At 42.7% G+C, this 16285-nt stretch carries 17 protein-coding genes; 14 read left to right on the top strand and 3 right to left on the bottom strand.

Translation table 11 applies throughout. From position 1 onward, the window contains the following. A partial coding sequence (locus tag Q0K03_RS02175; protein ID WP_297237244.1) for a Cna B-type domain-containing protein occupies nt 1-786 on the top strand: 786 nt, incomplete at its 5' end. 192 nt (nt 787-978) lie between these two features. Here Q0K03_RS02175 and Q0K03_RS02170 read toward each other — a convergent pair. Continuing rightward, the gene (locus tag Q0K03_RS02170) at nt 979-2673 is read right to left on the bottom strand and encodes a putative glycoside hydrolase (protein ID WP_297237242.1); all 1695 of its coding nucleotides are present in this window, start codon (nt 2671-2673) and stop codon (nt 979-981) included. Nucleotides 2674-2754: 81 nt separating this feature from the next. Then, nucleotides 2755-3279 (bottom strand): HAD domain-containing protein, encoded by a 525-nt coding sequence (locus Q0K03_RS02165; RefSeq protein WP_297237241.1) that lies wholly within the window; start codon nt 3277-3279, stop codon nt 2755-2757. A gap of 72 nt (nt 3280-3351) precedes the next feature. On the opposite strand from Q0K03_RS02165, the gene rapZ reads away from it, so the two are divergent. The 13 genes from rapZ (at nt 3352) to Q0K03_RS02100 (ending at nt 15595) form a co-directional block, all read left to right on the top strand. Next, on the top strand, nt 3352-4209 hold the full coding sequence (gene rapZ, locus Q0K03_RS02160) for an RNase adapter RapZ (RefSeq protein ID WP_297237239.1): 858 nt from the start codon (nt 3352-3354) through the stop codon (nt 4207-4209). Continuing rightward, on the top strand, nt 4206-5153 hold the full coding sequence (locus tag Q0K03_RS02155; RefSeq protein WP_297237238.1) for a gluconeogenesis factor YvcK family protein: 948 nt from the start codon (nt 4206-4208) through the stop codon (nt 5151-5153). Before rapZ ends, Q0K03_RS02155 begins: the two co-directional genes overlap by 4 nt. Nucleotides 5154-5203: 50 nt before the next feature. Next, nucleotides 5204-6151 (top strand): DNA-binding protein WhiA, encoded by a 948-nt coding sequence (gene whiA, locus Q0K03_RS02150; RefSeq protein ID WP_297237236.1) that lies wholly within the window; start codon nt 5204-5206, stop codon nt 6149-6151. Continuing rightward, complete coding sequence (locus tag Q0K03_RS02145) at nt 6144-6677, top strand: hypothetical protein (protein WP_297237234.1); 534 nt, start codon at nt 6144-6146, stop codon at nt 6675-6677. The genes whiA and Q0K03_RS02145 overlap by 8 nt, the downstream gene beginning before the upstream one ends. After that, nucleotides 6674-7036: a NusG domain II-containing protein gene (locus Q0K03_RS02140; protein WP_297237233.1), complete on the top strand. Its 363-nt coding sequence runs from the start codon at nt 6674-6676 to the stop codon at nt 7034-7036. Before Q0K03_RS02145 ends, Q0K03_RS02140 begins: the two co-directional genes overlap by 4 nt. Continuing rightward, nucleotides 7033-7533, top strand: a complete 501-nt coding sequence (locus Q0K03_RS02135) for a Gx transporter family protein (protein WP_297237230.1) — start codon at nt 7033-7035, stop codon at nt 7531-7533. Before Q0K03_RS02140 ends, Q0K03_RS02135 begins: the two co-directional genes overlap by 4 nt. After that, on the top strand, nt 7530-7784 hold the full coding sequence (locus Q0K03_RS02130) for a TIGR03905 family TSCPD domain-containing protein (RefSeq protein WP_297237228.1): 255 nt from the start codon (nt 7530-7532) through the stop codon (nt 7782-7784). Before Q0K03_RS02135 ends, Q0K03_RS02130 begins: the two co-directional genes overlap by 4 nt. After that, nucleotides 7777-8400, top strand: a complete 624-nt coding sequence (locus Q0K03_RS02125; protein ID WP_297237226.1) for a hypothetical protein — start codon at nt 7777-7779, stop codon at nt 8398-8400. Before Q0K03_RS02130 ends, Q0K03_RS02125 begins: the two co-directional genes overlap by 8 nt. A gap of 54 nt (nt 8401-8454) precedes the next feature. Then, entirely contained in the window at nt 8455-9093 is a 639-nt protein-coding gene (locus tag Q0K03_RS02120) for a redox-sensing transcriptional repressor Rex (protein WP_297237224.1), read from the top strand. Nucleotides 9094-9310: 217 nt separating this feature from the next. Continuing rightward, nucleotides 9311-10669, top strand: coding sequence for an asparagine--tRNA ligase (asnS, locus tag Q0K03_RS02115; RefSeq protein ID WP_297237223.1), 1359 nt, complete (start codon nt 9311-9313; stop codon nt 10667-10669). A gap of 40 nt (nt 10670-10709) precedes the next feature. Next, nucleotides 10710-12020, top strand: a complete 1311-nt coding sequence (locus tag Q0K03_RS02110) for an N-acetylmuramoyl-L-alanine amidase (RefSeq protein WP_297237221.1) — start codon at nt 10710-10712, stop codon at nt 12018-12020. Continuing rightward, complete coding sequence (locus Q0K03_RS02105) at nt 12001-13869, top strand: ABC-F family ATP-binding cassette domain-containing protein (protein ID WP_297237246.1); 1869 nt, start codon at nt 12001-12003, stop codon at nt 13867-13869. Before Q0K03_RS02110 ends, Q0K03_RS02105 begins: the two co-directional genes overlap by 20 nt. Nucleotides 13870-13936: 67 nt before the next feature. Then, nucleotides 13937-15595 carry a diphosphate--fructose-6-phosphate 1-phosphotransferase gene (locus Q0K03_RS02100; protein ID WP_297237219.1) on the top strand — a complete coding sequence of 553 codons (1659 nt, stop codon included), beginning with the start codon at nt 13937-13939 and terminating at the stop codon, nt 15593-15595. 34 nt (nt 15596-15629) lie between these two features. Here the strand turns inward: Q0K03_RS02100 and Q0K03_RS02095 are convergent, their stop codons facing one another. After that, nucleotides 15630-16220, bottom strand: a complete 591-nt coding sequence (locus Q0K03_RS02095; protein ID WP_297237217.1) for a LexA family transcriptional regulator — start codon at nt 16218-16220, stop codon at nt 15630-15632. Nucleotides 16221-16285 lie beyond the last annotated feature (65 nt).

Here is a 16285-nt window from a genome sequence, read left to right as displayed (position 1 = left end):
GGATTCTCTACGGCCGTTAACGATGCCATTGATTATGCTTATACTTCCTATACGATCACCGATGTGATCGATCCTGGATTTGTTCTGGATGAAGCTTCCATCACCGCATCGGAAGGAACAACATATACAGTAGGTACCAATGGCGAAGGAAATCAGGTCATTACCTGGACCATCAGTAACCAACCGTTTAAACTGGTAAACTTACAATACCAGCTGAATCTGATTCCGAATCAGAATGGAACGTATCCGATTGGACAATTTGATACCAATGAAGGATATGCGACGATGACAACAGGTTCAACGCAGGTTAACCAGGTTCAGACTCCGGTTCTTCCTAGGGATGGTGTAAACGTAACCGTTGATAAAAAATGGGAGAAGGATAATGAATCGGTTCGTCCGGATAGTATTGAAGTCAATCTGTTAAAAGATGGTGAAGTATTTGATACTGTGACAATTGCTGAAGAAGACAACTGGACATATACTTGGAGCGATCTAGACTTCATCAATAACTGGACGGTTGAGGAAGTTGCGGTAGCTGATTACAACGGCAAGGTTGATGACAAGTCTCAGGATGCCTTGAACAAGGAATATGTGATTACCAATACATACACAAAGGAAATCACTCCGGAAAAGGATCCAGGGCAGGAAGATAAACCAAAAGAAGATGAGAAATCAGAAGGTACAAAGACGGCAACGCAAACCTATATTGGATTGTTCAGTGCCCTTGCTTCGATTTCCTTGATCTTAGTTCTTTTAATGGCTGTGTTAAAGAAAAAAATGGCATAACCATTTCAAGCGTGTAGCGTAAGCTGCACGCTTTTTTAAAGAATAAGAAATTTCAAAGAATTCTTTGGATCTATGGTTTTAAGGGGAAATAAAAAGAGAAGAGAATAGTTTCTCCGTTTCAAATTGGAAAGGGATGAAATTGATCAAAAAAAAGAAGGTGTGCATGGTTTGTTGCACACCCTTGTAATGAGTCTATTGAATGGCGCTGTCTATGTAACCTTCTTTGTTCTGATCCAGATCATCCGGAACACCGAATCCAAACCAAACCATATAACCTTCAAAACCAGATTCATTGAGTCCTTTGATTTGTTCTTTGATTTCTTCGGGGCTCAAATTTCCGTATCCCTGGATCCAGGAACGATAAATTGGCGGTTCTTTTAGACTTTGCAGTTCCTTGTAAGCCAGCTTACTGTATTCTTCGATTACTTTCCCTGGTTCGCTGGAAGGATTATCGATTCCCATGGCCCCGTTGGAAAAATGATCTGAGTAAGGCATTGGTGAAATGATATCCACCGTGCTTGCCATGGCTAAGAAAAACTGTCCGATATCCTGATCGTCTTCTGCGACCATAGGCCAGGCAAATACATCGGCTGCGACATAGACCTTATAGGGATCCAGTTCTTCTTTCGCGTATTGCAGGAAACCTTGAAGAGCGGAAGCCTTGCTTTCATCGTAAGTGTTTTTTAAATCGATGGAATCCATTTTGGAGCTGAGTCCATCTGGGAAACGCACATAGTCAAACTGAATTTCATTGATGCCTAAAGCGGCAATCTCTTTGGCAACATCGACATTGTACATCCAGGCTTTGCGGGAATACGGGCTGGGCCAGTATTCATCGTTATGCATGATCAGATTGTCTTCTTTATCAGTAATCGATTCTTCCGGGTTCTGTAGGGCAAAGAGCTGATCCTTGAACGTAACGATACGTCCTATCATATAGTATCCGGCATCCTGGAACTCTTTGATCAAGTCTTCAAGCTCGTCTACGCTCGCGACCGAGTTCACAAACGCTTGGGAAGGATCGTCAAGATAATTCTCGACCACTTCGCTTTCATACCATAGATAGCCGATGTCTCCCTTCAATTCAACAACCAGGGCATTGATGTCGGTTTCTTTAGAAAGGCTTAAGAAATAGTCTTTGTACTTGACCAGGTTTTCTAACGAAACATGAACGGCGTTGCAATTTTCTAATATTGGATTGTCCTTGTAATTTTGGGTCACTGTCGGTTTATAATCTACCTGGTCAATGTAGGCATCTTCCGAGTAACCTTCTCCAAAATATTCATCCCAGTATGTAGAATAAGTGATGTCGTCATTCCAGTTTTTCGTGGCCAGTTTTTTCGTGGTCTCAATGTAGTATCCGCTGATCCAGTATTTTTTGTTTCCTTTTTCTACCTGATACCAGTTGATTTCGCCAGTTTTGGAATCAAGATCCTCTTCATCGATTCGAGTGACTTTCAGCTTTTCTCCTTTTTTGACTACGGTATCGGTTAAAGCGCCGCCTTTGGAATCTCTTAGATTGAGAAGGCGCCGGGGATAGATGGCTTCAATGTCCAGACAGTCGGCCAAAGAATCCTTGAGGTATCGGTTTTCCAAAGTGATTTCCATGCCTTCGTATACGAAAGTGGACTCCTGGGTTCCCTGGTCTTCCAAACGGATTCGGGTGCCGCGGGGAATCTCCATTTGTTTTTCGGCCGCTTCTCCATCAACGATATACGGAATGCTGACAGATAAGGTATTTTCCTGGGTATAAATGTATTTTTGCGGATGAATAGAATCGTAGATAAAATATCCGCCGGCTGCCAGAATGGTTAAGCCCAATACACCGCCTGCCAGGAAGACTCCCTTTTGAATAGGGCGAATTGTTTTCATTTTTTTCTTTTTCATCAATGAAACCATACCATAGTATACAAAAAAAAGTCAATTTTAGCTCAAAACTGACTTTAAATCCCCACTTTTACCCAAAAATCAAGATTCGGCTGTTTTTTCTTTTTGGAGCTTCAAAAGATTTTGAGCTCGGATGAAATCCTCGAGGGTAAAGGAATTGACGGTTTTTATTTGATGGAATCCGAAATGCTGACCAAGATCGGCATCGTCGATTACGATATAATCTGTGACCTTATGTTTTTGAATATAGTCTTCAATGGCTTTGTAGCGGGGGATGATATCTTCTGTAATATCCATAAAAGCACTTTCCATATGGAGGATCTTAAAGAGATAGTATAGATCCTTTTTGGAATAGAGAAGACGCCATGAGCTGGTCAATACGATCTTCGCATCGAACTCTTCAATCAGTTTCTTAATCAGAATACAGGCCGTTTTGTCAAAACCGTAATAGATTTGATTGGTAAAATAGATATTTAATTTTAAAAAACCGGGATCGTTTTTTTGATTAGCCAGCTTTTTATTGAGTTCGTAATCAACAGGTGCCGTATGTATCGGGCGATGAGGGTTTATGACCCCGTCAATATCGAGAAAAATAATTGGTTTCATGTTTATATTTTAAGGGAATGGAAAATAGAGGGCAATCAATTTATGATACAATATACAAAAGGGGGGATCTTTATGAATCAAAAGATTGTACTTGTGACCGGGATGTCTGGGGCTGGAAAATCCAGTGCCATGAATGCCCTTGAAGATATGGGATATTACTGTATCGACAATTTCCCAAAAGAGTTATTGCCTGAATTAGAAAAACTGCTGGAAAAAGAAACAAACTATCAGTACGTTGCTTTATCGGTCAGTGCTTTAGATTATTTAAACTTTGTCACTTATTTTAAAAATATGGCGGTACCGATTTCTATCGTGTTTTTAGATTGCAATGATGATGCACTTCTTTTACGTTATCGCTTTACACGCCGGCATCATCCTATGATCACGAGTCAGAAAGCTACGACCTTGGAAGAAGCCATTGAGATGGAACGGGATCTGTTTAATCAGCTCCAGGAAGGCGCACCGGATATGATCCATATCGATACGACCAAACTGACGCCTTCTGCCCTGGCTTCCAGAATCCGTCATCGTTTCAAAACACAGGAAGAAAGTCAGTTTACGATCACTTTTCAGTCTTTTGGCTTCAAACATGGGGTTCCTATGGATGCCGACATGGTCATTGATGTACGCTTTTTGCCCAATCCTTTTTATGAACCGGATCTAAGGGATAAAACCGGGAATCAGGAAGAGGTTTATTCCTATGTGATGGACAAAAAAGAAACTCAGGATTTTATCGCGCGATTAAAAAGTTACTTGGATTTTGTCTTTTTAAATTACGATGCCCAGAACAAGAACCATATGATCGTTGCCATCGGATGCACCGGCGGTCAGCACCGGTCGGTATCGATCTGCAACTGGGCTTATGATACATACAAGAAACAGTATCACTGTTTTAAATCGCATAGAGATATTGGGGTGGATGAAGTATGAAAAATATCGTTGTGATTGGCGGCGGGACGGGTTTGTCCAGCATGCTCATGGGGATGAAAAAGATTTCAGATGCCAATATTACCGCAATTGTGACCGTGGCCGACGATGGCGGAAGTACAGGACGTATCCGCGACATATATAATGTACCGGCGGTTGGAGATATTCGCCACGTGCTGTGTGCCATGGCTCAAGACGATGAGGATCATCTTTTCAGCGATCTGATGAATTATCGTTTTGAAGGAAAAAAAGATATTGGCGGCCACAATCTGGGAAACCTCATTTTCCTGGCTTTGATGAATATCACAGGATCTTTTATTGGCGCCATACAGGCAATCAGTAAGGTCTTGAATGTCAATGGAACGATCTTGCCAAGTACCTTGGACATTGTGACGCTTTATGCCATGATGAAAGATGGAACGCTGGTGCGGGGAGAAAAAAACATTCCGACTCTTTCAAACAGTATCGATCATGTTTTCTATCAAAAAGAGGTTACACCGTATCTGCCGGCGATTCAGGCCATCGAAAATGCCGATCTTCTGATTTATGGGATCGGGTCGCTATATACTTCGATCCTGCCCAATTTGATCATTGAAGAAATCTCCAGGGCGATAAAGCATACAACATGTCCGCATATCTATTTCTGCAATGCGATGTCACAGCCCGGGGAAACCGATGGATACAGTATGGAAGATCATATTCGGGCCCTGGAAAAACATTCTTTTTCTCATCCGGTCGATCTGGTGATCGTCGATCAGAGCTATATTCCTCAATCGATCCTGGACAACTATGCCAAGATGAATTCGTTCCCGACCAAAGTGCAGGAAAAGGAGCACGATTATCAGATTTGGGAAAGAAATATGATCTATTTTGATGAAAAAGGCCGAATTCGTCATAATGGAGATGCGGTAAAAGATGCGGTTGAAGAAATATTGAATACACTCTAAGATTTTTGAAGCAGTCATGATATAATATCAGACATTGAAGGAGGCGCGGCATGTCATTTACAAGTGAAGTCAAAAAACAGATCTGTGATGATGCTTTGGATGATTACAGTGCCAAGGCGCAGCTTTGTGCCTTGTTGCAGATGCGAGCCTCCTTGCATATGAACTGGCAGGGGATGTATCTTTCCTTTCAAGTGGAAAACGCAACCATTGCCAAACACGTTTTTCAGTTGATGAAGCAGCTATATCAAGTGGATCCACGACTTTCGGTCTTAAAAAAGATGCAGTTGAAAAAGAATAATGTATACCGGCTGCAGATCTATGAAAAAGCTTCGTTTATCCTTGAAGATCTGATGATCCTGACTGACAGCGGCCTGCATTTTGGCCCGCCGGCCAAATATACGCGCTCTGAAAAAAATGCCCGCAGTTATCTGCAGGGGTGTTTTCTGGCAGGAGGAAGCATCAACGATCCCAAAACGACGAATTATCATTGTGAGATCAGCACCCATGAACCGGAAATGGCCCAAAGCATTCAAAAGATGATGCAGCGGTTTTATCTGCCCGCAAAAGTCATTCAGCGAAAGAATGCCTATGTCGTATATTTGAAGGCCGGAGATAAGATTGCCGATTTTCTTAAGCTGTGCAATGCATCGCAGGCGCTTTTTGATTTTGAGGATTCCCGGATCCAGCGTGATTTCTATAACAATTTGAAGCGTCTGGATAATTGTGAACTGGCCAATGAAATGAAGGCGCTCAAGGCGGGCCATGAACAGCTGCGCTTTATTGAAATATTGGAAGAAAATGAAAAAAAACTACAGATTTCTCCCAAGATTCGCCACGTGATGGAGGTTCGAAAAAAGTTTCCGGATGCCAGTATGAACGAACTCTGTGAACATTGTTATTTGGAATATGGGGAAATCATTTCCAAGTCGGGAATGAAACATCGGTTAAGCAAGATCAAGGAACTCGCCAAACCGTTTTTGGAGGAAGAAAATGCGTAAATGGATCCCAATGCTTTTGTGTCTGCTTTTGATGAGCGGATGTTCCGGACCTCAGTTGGAACGCCAGACTTTTACCGTAGAACTGGGGCAGGATGTCTATGCCAATGCAGCTTTGTATATTAAAAACCCCGATCAATATCCGACAGATGACTGGAACGTGGAAGCCAAAACGTCGGGAGTTATAAAAAAGGAAAATCGGTTTATCTCAAAAAATTTGGACTATCTGGTGGTGGGACAATATGACTTTGAAATAGACACTGGAAAATCAAACATCGATTTTGCGATATCGATCAAAGATACGCAGGCGCCTACGATCGAATCCTATGAATCGAATGTCACGGTAAAACAAAATGAATCCATCGACTGGTCAAAATATATTGAAGCCAGCGATCTAAGCGGTGTCTCTTTTGCGATCACTTCCGATTTTGACAATTCGAAGTTAGGGATACAGGATGTAACGCTCCGTATCTCGGATCGCTTTGGGAACGCCGCTCAGCGAACGATTCATGTGACGGTGATCGTATGACGTTGAAGAAAGCGGATAAGATATTGATCTTGTTTCTTATGGCTCTTTCGCTGTTTCTGATTTTTCCGCTTTTAAAAAATGCCCCGGAAGCCGATGTGGCCAGTGTTTATGTGAAGAATGAAAAAGTGTTGAGCATCGATCTTGGCCGGGATGATACCTATGAGGTGGAAGGAACCAACGGCGCGGTGGTCATTGAAGTGCAAGATCATAAGATTCGGGTCACGCAGGAAAACAGTCCGCACCATCTGTGTTCCCGGCAGGGCTTTGTCTCCAGCCCGAATACACCTATCGTCTGTCTGCCCAATGAGACCGTTGTTCAAATCGAAGGTGACACGCAAGAGGATACGGTGATACAATGAAAACATCCAAAATGATCGAGATGGCCTTTCTGGTGGCCTGCGGCATCGTTTTACAGATCGTTGAGAGTTTCTTGCCGACATCCTGGATCCTTCCGGGATTTAAGCTGGGATTTGCGAACATAGTTGGATTGTTTGCCTGGAAACGATATGGTGTTGGTTCCATGTGGACCGTGAACTTGACGCGGGTGTTTCTGGCCAGCCTGTTACAGGGGACTTTATTTTCGGTGGCCTTCTGGCTTTCGCTCAGCGGTTCTCTGTGTTCCATGCTTATGATGTCCATCGGGATCCGGACGCGATGGTTTTCAATCTTTGGTATCAGCATTCTTGGGGCAGCGTTCCATAGCGTCGGCCAGGTCTTGATGGTGACATGGATCTATCAACAATACTTTATGCAGCTGTTTTTGCCGATACTTTTGGCGCTGTCGATTGTCAGCGGTCTGCTGATCGGGCTTTTGACACAGCTGTTGATACAACGATGGAAAGGAAGAACAGTATGACATTTATTTATCAGCCTCACGGCGTATGTTCACGTGAGTTTCACTTTGAAATCGAAGAGGGAATCGTCCAATCCTTTGAGGCAATCGGAGGATGTAATGGAAATCTAAAGGGAATCGGACGTCTTTTAAAAGGACAACCTGTATCCGATGTGATCCAGCGACTGGAAGGGGTAACCTGCGGATTTAAAGAGACGTCATGCCCGGATCAGATCGCGTCAGCTTTAAAGGAATATCTGAAGAACAATGGCTGATCGTTTTCTAGGAGCGCTAAAGGGTCTGGAACGTCGTTCAAAAGATAATGTCCTGATTTTTTCCGACGTTTTGACCGAAAGACTGGACGCTTTGATCGAAACGATGATTGGCGCCAAACTCACGGACAATGACTATTTGAAAACACTGGAATTGTATTATAAGAAATACCAGCGGTTTGAAAATCACGAAGGAATGTACTTCTGTATTTTACGCATGCAGCAGATCCTCAAATATAAAAATGAAAAACGATTCCAGAATCAATTCGGGCGGCTGGAGTTTACCAAAGATCCGCTGAACGATGCTTTGGTATTTGTGGAACAGCATAAAGATTATTATCAAAAAGTGCAGGAAGAGTATCTTCGTGTCTATCTTTTGATCATTTTACTGGTGGCAATCGGGATCCTTGTATTTGGGGTCCTGGTCTTAGATGTTCCTTTCTTTGCCTGTTGGATCTTTACGATGTTGATATATGCGGTTCTTTGGGGTCTTGGAAAAAAAGTAGGGATCGAGCGGCTGATGGAGAAACAGATCGTAAAACTGTATCCAAAACTGGATGAACTTTGTGTGAAACTGGATCAGTCGGCGATGAAAAGAAAGTCAAAGAAATCTTATTAAAATAATTTGTTAAGAACTTCACAAAGTGATACAATGAGTTTGGGAGCTGATATCATGACAGTAAAAAAAGTGCCCAAGGCTACTTTACAAAGATATCCATTGTATTTGAAAGCGTTACGACGCCTAAAGAAGAACGGTGTTCAGCGCATCATGTCGAAAGAATTGTCTTCGTTTGTCGATATTGAATCGACCACGATTCGAAGAGATTTCTCTTTTTTGGGAAATCTGGGCAAACAAGGTTACGGCTATGATGTGGATCGTTTGATTGAGATTTTCAATGCGCAGCTGGGGGTTGATTTTGATGAAAAGATCATCCTGGTTGGAGCCGGAAACCTGGGACGGGCCTTGATGAACTATAATAAGTGGGACCATGTCGTAGGGGAAATTGCCTGTGCTTTTGATATGGATGAATCCAAAGCTGGTGTACAGTTTGGGGTTCAAATTTATCCGATGACCATGCTGGAAGAAAAAATTCCGGAAGGTTGTCATATTGCGATTCTTACTATTTCTAACAATATTCAGGAAACAGTGGATCGACTCGTTGCTTGTGGAATCACAGGTTTAGTTGATTTTACCCATGAACATTTTCTTGTCCCGAAAGGGGTTGCCGTAAAAGTTGTAGATGTGGTATCATCAATTCAAGAATTGGTGTTTATCACAAATTCTATGGATTCAAAGGCAAAGAAACAGTAGTCTTTTTAAGTGATTCGCAAAAGAGAGTTCTTGTTTGGTGAAAGAGAACCGATAACTTATTATAGCCAACAACTGGGGAGCCGGACTGGAGAAAGATCAGTAGACAGTCTCGTAGGAGTGCGTTAAGCTCGAGAGTGCAGTATTGAAAAAGGATGGTACCGCGGTTATACATCGTTCCTGTCAGGGGACGATTTTTTTTATTATATGGGAGGAAAATATGCTTGTAAAAAAACTAAAAGAAGAGTTTCAATCGTTGGATCAGCAAATCATTACGCTGCAGGGATGGGTTCGAACCAATCGTAACTCAAAGGCCCTGGGATTCATTGAATTAAACGATGGATCTACCTTTGGGAATGTTCAGGTCGTTTATTATCAGGAAAGTACAGCGAACTACGATGAAGTCAGTAAGATCACTTTAGGTTCTGCCATTGAAGTGACGGGAAAATGTGTCTGTACACCAGGATCCAAACAACCGTTTGAGATCCAGGCCCAGAACGTTCAGATCTTAGGAGCCAGTGAGCACGATTATCCGCTGCAGAAAAAACGTCACAGTTTTGAATATATGCGTGAGATCCCGCATGTTCGTCCACGTGCCAATACTTATTATGCGGTATTCCGTCTTCGCAGTGTGCTGTCCATGGCCATTCACACGTTCTTTCAGGAACGAGGCTTTGTCTATGTGCACACGCCGGTGATTACTGGGAACGATGCCGAAGGAGCTGGAGAATGCTTTACCGTAACAACACGTCAGGATGATAAATACGAAGAGGATTTCTTTGGAAAGCATGCACAGTTAACGGTATCCGGCCAGCTGCACGTTGAACCGTTTGCCTTGACGTATCGAAATGTTTATACGTTTGGACCCACTTTCCGTGCGGAGAATTCCAATACGACACGTCATGCCAGTGAGTTCTGGATGATCGAGCCGGAACTTGCCTTTGCCGATCTTTCGGACAATATGGACTGCATCGAAGAAATGATCAAGTTCTGTATCAATTATTGTCTGGAACACGCTTCTGAAGAAATGGCATTCTTCGAAAGAGTGATTGATAAAGAATGTATTCAGCGTATCAAAGCGGTGGCGGCTTCCAATTTTAAACGAATGACGTATACAGAAGCCATTGAGCACCTGGAAAAGGCGAAGGATCGTTTTGAGAACAAGGATATTTACTGGGGAATGGATCTTCAAAGTGAACATGAACGATACATCTGTGAACAAGTGGTCAAAGGTCCGGTGTTCCTGATCGATTATCCAAAGGAAATCAAAGCCTTCTATATGCGTGTCAATGAAGACAACAAGACAGTCGCCGCCTGCGACTTGCTGGTGCCTTATGTTGGAGAACTGGTCGGCGGATCTCAGCGAGAAGAACGCTACGATGTGTTGGTTGACAAGCTCAAGGAGCTGAACATTTCACAGGAGCCACTCCAGTGGTATCTTGATCTTCGCCGGTTTGGAGGCTGTAAACACAGTGGATTTGGTTTAGGATTTGACAGAATGCTGATGTATTTAAGCGGTATCCAGAACATCCGCGATGTACAGCCATATCCTAGAACTCCAAGAAATCTGATTTTTTAGAGCGTTGACGCGCTCTTTTCTTTTGGTCTATACTAAAGCCATGAAAAAAAAGACCAGAAGATGGAAACATCCCCGTTTTATTATTTTATTCGTTATTGCCGTTGCCATATCCTCGGTGGGTATCTTCCTGTATTTGAATCGAACCACGGAAATCGATCATCTTCAGATGAGCGTTATGGACACTTTGGAAAAAAAGGATATCACAGACCATGTGGATACCCGGTTCAAACAGGATTATCAGATCCAGGATTATGGGATCTATGGCCAGACGTTATCTTTATACCGTAAAGATTACGGAAAAAAAGAAACCGATGCTCTAGTCGGGCAGATGGTTGTTTTGCGTAATGTCCAGACGGAAGAAGAAACCAGTTATATTTTAGGAGAAAGCATTGATTCAGGCATCCAGCTGGGATCTTTGGAAGAAGGCTTATATGAACTTTATCTGTATGATAACTACGATCGAAAGCGGATCTATTTTGATGATGCCTTTGATTCAGAATCTTTGAGTACGATACGGAGTCAAAAAAACGTAAAAGATGTGATTCTTCATGCGGACAAAGACTATCTGCAAGATTATGGGATCACATATGAAAAAAATTATGCCTTTCTGGAAGTAATGGAAAACATTCCGCAGGTCAAAGTGGCGGATGTTGTACTGGATCCAGGCGGAAATGTTTATAACGAACAGACCATGGTCAATGAAGAGGGGATCGTTACCAACTGGATCCATGAACCCCAGACGACATGGGAATTTGCTCAGCTGGTCAAAAAAGAATTGGAAGACAAAGGTCTTCGTGTCGTTTTTACGCGGGATAAAGAAACCAGCGACAGCTATTATGGCACTTCTTCAAGAGTGGGCAAAGGCTATGAGGCCCAAGCCAAGGTGTATTTAAGTTTTGAAGTTTATGAAGATGAAGATCTTTATCGTCCTTATTTTTTGACATCCCGTTATGCAAGCGGCTTTTTGGCCAACGAAATGGCCTATGCCTTTGATCAAAAAGAATTGGAGTTGTCTTCAATCAGCCACAGAGATTATCAGGCGTCTTCCGTCGGTTATGATATCGGGCTTGAACCCGAAGATTCAAAACGCATGTATGATGCTTATCCTCAGTTAAGAGAAACCGGAGGCAAACTGACCTTTACCGGTACGCTGGAACGGTCCAAAGCCAATCGTTCATTTGGGGAGAGTTATGGTATGGAAAGTGTTCTTTTCATGCTGGCAAACGCAACCAAAGAAGAAAGTGTAAATTATTATCAGGAACATAAGGAAGAAATGGCCAAGCAGATCGCCGAAGCCATTTGTTCTTATTATGGAGTACAGGGTGAGAACAGTGAAACTGCAAGTCAGTAATATATCAAAAAGTTATGGAGCACAAGATGTCTTAAAGAAAGCTTCCTTGACCATCAAGGACAAAGAAAAGGTTGCCCTGGTCGGGAAAAACGGCTGTGGAAAGACGACATTACTAAAAATTATATGTGATAAGGAAAAACCGGACAAAGGCTCCCGGGTCGTATCCAATGGGGTCAAGATCGGATACCTGGCCCAGATCACGTTTTCGGATATCGAACATACGGTGTATCAGGAACTATCGGAAGCGTTTTCCAATGTTCGATCATTGGAAAAACAACTTCAGGAACAGGCTTTGATCTTAGAGAGAGATCCAAGTGAAAAACAGCTGGAAAAATATGCTTCTTTACAGGCCCGGTTTGAAGCTTTGAACGGGTATCAGTATGAAGTGGAACTGAAAAATGTCTTTTTTCATTTTGGATTTGGGGAAGAAGATCTGTATAAAGAACTTTCCCAGTTTTCCTCCGGGCAAAGAACACGAATCGCATTGGTCAAACTGCTGTTGTCAAAGCCCGATGTATTGTTGTTGGATGAACCGACCAACCATTTGGATGTCGAAAGCATTGAATGGCTGGAAAACTATGTTCGGCATTATCCTAGCGCAGTGATCCTGGTCAGTCATGACCGTACTTTCCTGGATCATGTGGTGGATGAGATCGTTGAGATCGAATATGGCGTGACCACAAGATATGTGGGCAATTATTCACATTATGTCAAGGCGAAGGAAGAGTTTCTGAAAAAGAATCATGAAGCTTATCTTCGTCAGCAGGCGCACATTCATCGCCTGGAAGAACTTATTGAAAAATTTCGGTATAAGAAAAACAAGGCGGCTTTTGCCCAGAGTAAGATCAAATATCTGGAACGTATGGATCGTATCGAAGACTTAAAGGCAGATACTTCGACGATGCACGCCTCTTTTCAGTGTGCCCGAAAAGGGGGAAAGGACGTATTGGAAGTCAAAGATCTTGTTCTTGGCTATGATCAGCCTTTAAGCACAGTGTCTTTTACTTTGCGAAAAGGAGACCGCATGGCAATCATAGGACCTAACGGCATTGGGAAAAGTACATTGATCAAGACACTGATGCATAAAGTCCCGGCTCTTTCCGGAGAGTATCATTTTGGCTACCAGATCGACATTGGTTATTTTGATCAGGACAGTGCCCATCGTAAATCGGAAAAAACGGTGATCGATACTTTATGGGATGTATCGCCGGATTTGAATCAGACGCAGATCCGTAATACGCTGGCCGGCTTTTTGTTTACACAGGATGAGGTCTTTAAAGAGGTCAATTCGCTTTCCGGCGGTGAAAAGGTTCGCCTTTCCCTGGCCGAACTGATGTTGATGGAAGATAATCTTCTTTTACTGGATGAACCGACCAATCACCTGGATATTCCGACCAAGGAGGCCCTTGAAAAAGCGCTGGAACACTACGACGGAACGATTTTGTTTGTATCGCATGACCGTATGTTTCTGTCAAAAATGGCCAGCCGTGTTCTGGAAATGGATGAAAAATGTAAGGTGTACGACTGTACATATGATGAGTATATCGAAAAGAAAGCTTCCAACTCCCTGGTGGAAGAAGTGGAGATCCAAAGAACATCGAACGATAATGTCCAGAGCTTTAAAGACCGGAAAGCTTTGAAAAACCGGGTCGACCGGCTGGAGCAGCTTTTAGAACAGGCACAGGAAGACCTGGAATCTTTGCGGGAACTGCGTTATGAACCAGAGTATTATCAGGATTATCAAAAGATGGAAGAGCTCGATCAGATGATCGATGAAAAGCACAATGAGATCGCGCATTATACCCAGGAATGGGAGGAGAAGATGATGGCTTTGGAATCTCTTCAATAGGGCTTTTGATATTTACTTTTCAAAGAGTATATTTTATAATTGAGGCGGTAAAAAAAGGAGTGCTATTATGAAAATTTCATCATTACAACAAGCAAGATATGAGTATTCTCCAAAGCTTCCTGGAATGTTGAGACATGGGATTTCTGAAATCTCTGTTCTGGAAGGCGAAGAGACGCAGAGTGTTGCGGATCAGGAAAAAATCAAAGAATTGTTCCCTAACACATATGGAAAGAAAGAAATCACTTTCCAGAAAGGAAAAAATACATCACCAGCCAAGAAACAGGTAGTTGGTGTGATTTTGTCGGGAGGACAGGCGCCTGGAGGGCATAATGTCATCTGTGGATTGTATGACGCTTTAAAGGCTACCAATTCAGAGAATGAACTGTATGGCTTCAAAAATGGTCCTAGCGGACTGATCGACGATGACTATCTGATCTTTGATGATGCATATATTGATGAATACCGCAATACAGGCGGATTTGATATTATCGGTTCAGGAAGAACAAAACTGGAAACGGAAGAACAGTTTGCGATCGCAGCCGAAGTTTGTAAGAAACACGGAATCACCGCAATCGTAATCATCGGTGGAGACGATTCCAATACCAATGCCGCAGTATTGGCTGAGTATTTCGCAGCTCATGATACAGGTGTACAGGTAATCGGATGTCCTAAGACGATCGATGGCGATTTGAAAAATGAAGACATCGAATGTTCATTTGGATTTGATACCGCAACGAAAACATATTCGGAACTGATCGGAAACATCGAACGTGACGCCAACTCCGCAAAGAAATACTGGCACTTTATCAAGGTTATGGGACGTTCTGCTTCTCATGTAGCTTTGGAATGCGCTTTGGAAACACAGCCAAACATCTGTCTGGTATCTGAAGAAGTCGCCGCTAAAAAGATGTCTTTATCTCAGATTGCCGATTACATTGCGGATTCTGTAGAAAAACGTGCCGCCAAGGGAATGAACTTTGGTGTTGCGATCATCCCGGAAGGAGTTGTGGAATTCGTTCCTGAATTCTCTAAACTGATTGCCGAAATCAATGAATTGCTGGCTGGATCAAAGGCCGACGAATTCAATGCCATTGAAACATGGGAAGAAAAATATGCCTTTATCGAAAAAGGTTTGACGAAAGAATCCATGGAAGTATTTGCGATTCTTCCAGTAGGAATCCAGCAGCAGCTGTTCCTGGAACGTGACCCTCATGGAAACGTACAGGTATCTTTGATCGAATCTGAAAAATTATTCTCGGCTTTGGTTGCCGATAAACTGGAACAAAGAAGAGAAGCGGGTACATACAAAGGAAAATTCAATGCCCTGCATCATTTCTTCGGATATGAAGGACGTTGCGCTTTCCCATCAAACTTTGATTCCGACTATTGTTATTCTTTGGGATACAATGCCTTCATGCTGATTCAGTATGGTTATAACGGATATCTTTCTAAGATCTCCAACCTGTCTAAACCAGCCAATGAATGGGTAGCCGGCGGTATGCCGATCACTAAGATGATGAATATCGAAAGACGTCATGGGGAAGATAAACCAGTTATCAAAAAGGCACTGGTTGAATTGGATGGCAAACCATTCAAATACTTCGAAGCACATCGTGGTGAATGGGCTGAAAATACTTGCTTCGTATATCCAGGTGCGATTCAGTATTATGGACCAGCTGAAGTTTGCGACATCACGACAAAAACTCTGGCTTTGGAACAAGAATAAAAACAATGAGCAGATTGAATCTGCTCATTTATTTTTATACAAAATCAGTTCGTACAAAACGAACTTGTCCCAGGATCTTGACCGGGAGTTTTTCGATTTCTTCCGGGCCAAAAGATCTCGTTTTGTATTTTGGATTGGCGGCCTCCAGGATCAGGAGGTCGTTTTTATAATGCACTCTTTTGATCGTGGCTTCCTCTCCAATTAGTACGATCGCAATACTTCCTGAAGGAACATAGTCGCATTGCCGGACATAGACAAGATCTCCTGCGTATATATGAGCGCCTTCCATGGAGTCGCCTTCGACACGGAGAAAATAATCTCCCTGGGAAGCATCCTTTTTTGTGACTTTGATATAGTCTTCGATTTCTTCCTGTGCTGGGAAGTCATAGCCGGCCTTCGTTTTTCCCAGGACCGGTTTATACATCTCACTTTCTTCCAGTATCTCATCAATGTCGTCGATTCCCAATACCTGGGCCACATTTTGTTTGGTTCTTGTCCTTAGTTTGGTGTTTCCCTGGAGCCATCGAAAATAGGTGGCCCGGGAGATTCCAAGTTTTTTTGCCATTTCTTCATGGGTCAGCTGGTGTTCGATTTCATATTGTACTAACAGTTTTCTAAAGATCATGCGTATCACCGGTATAAACGTAACATATTTTTTCCAAAAAAACGATTGTTTTACGTATTTATATA

This window comes from uncultured Faecalicoccus sp., from assembly GCF_944327125.1.
Taxonomy (GTDB): domain Bacteria; phylum Bacillota_I; class Bacilli_A; order Erysipelotrichales; family Erysipelotrichaceae; genus Faecalicoccus.
This window is presented reverse-complemented; position numbering and strand designations above follow the sequence as displayed.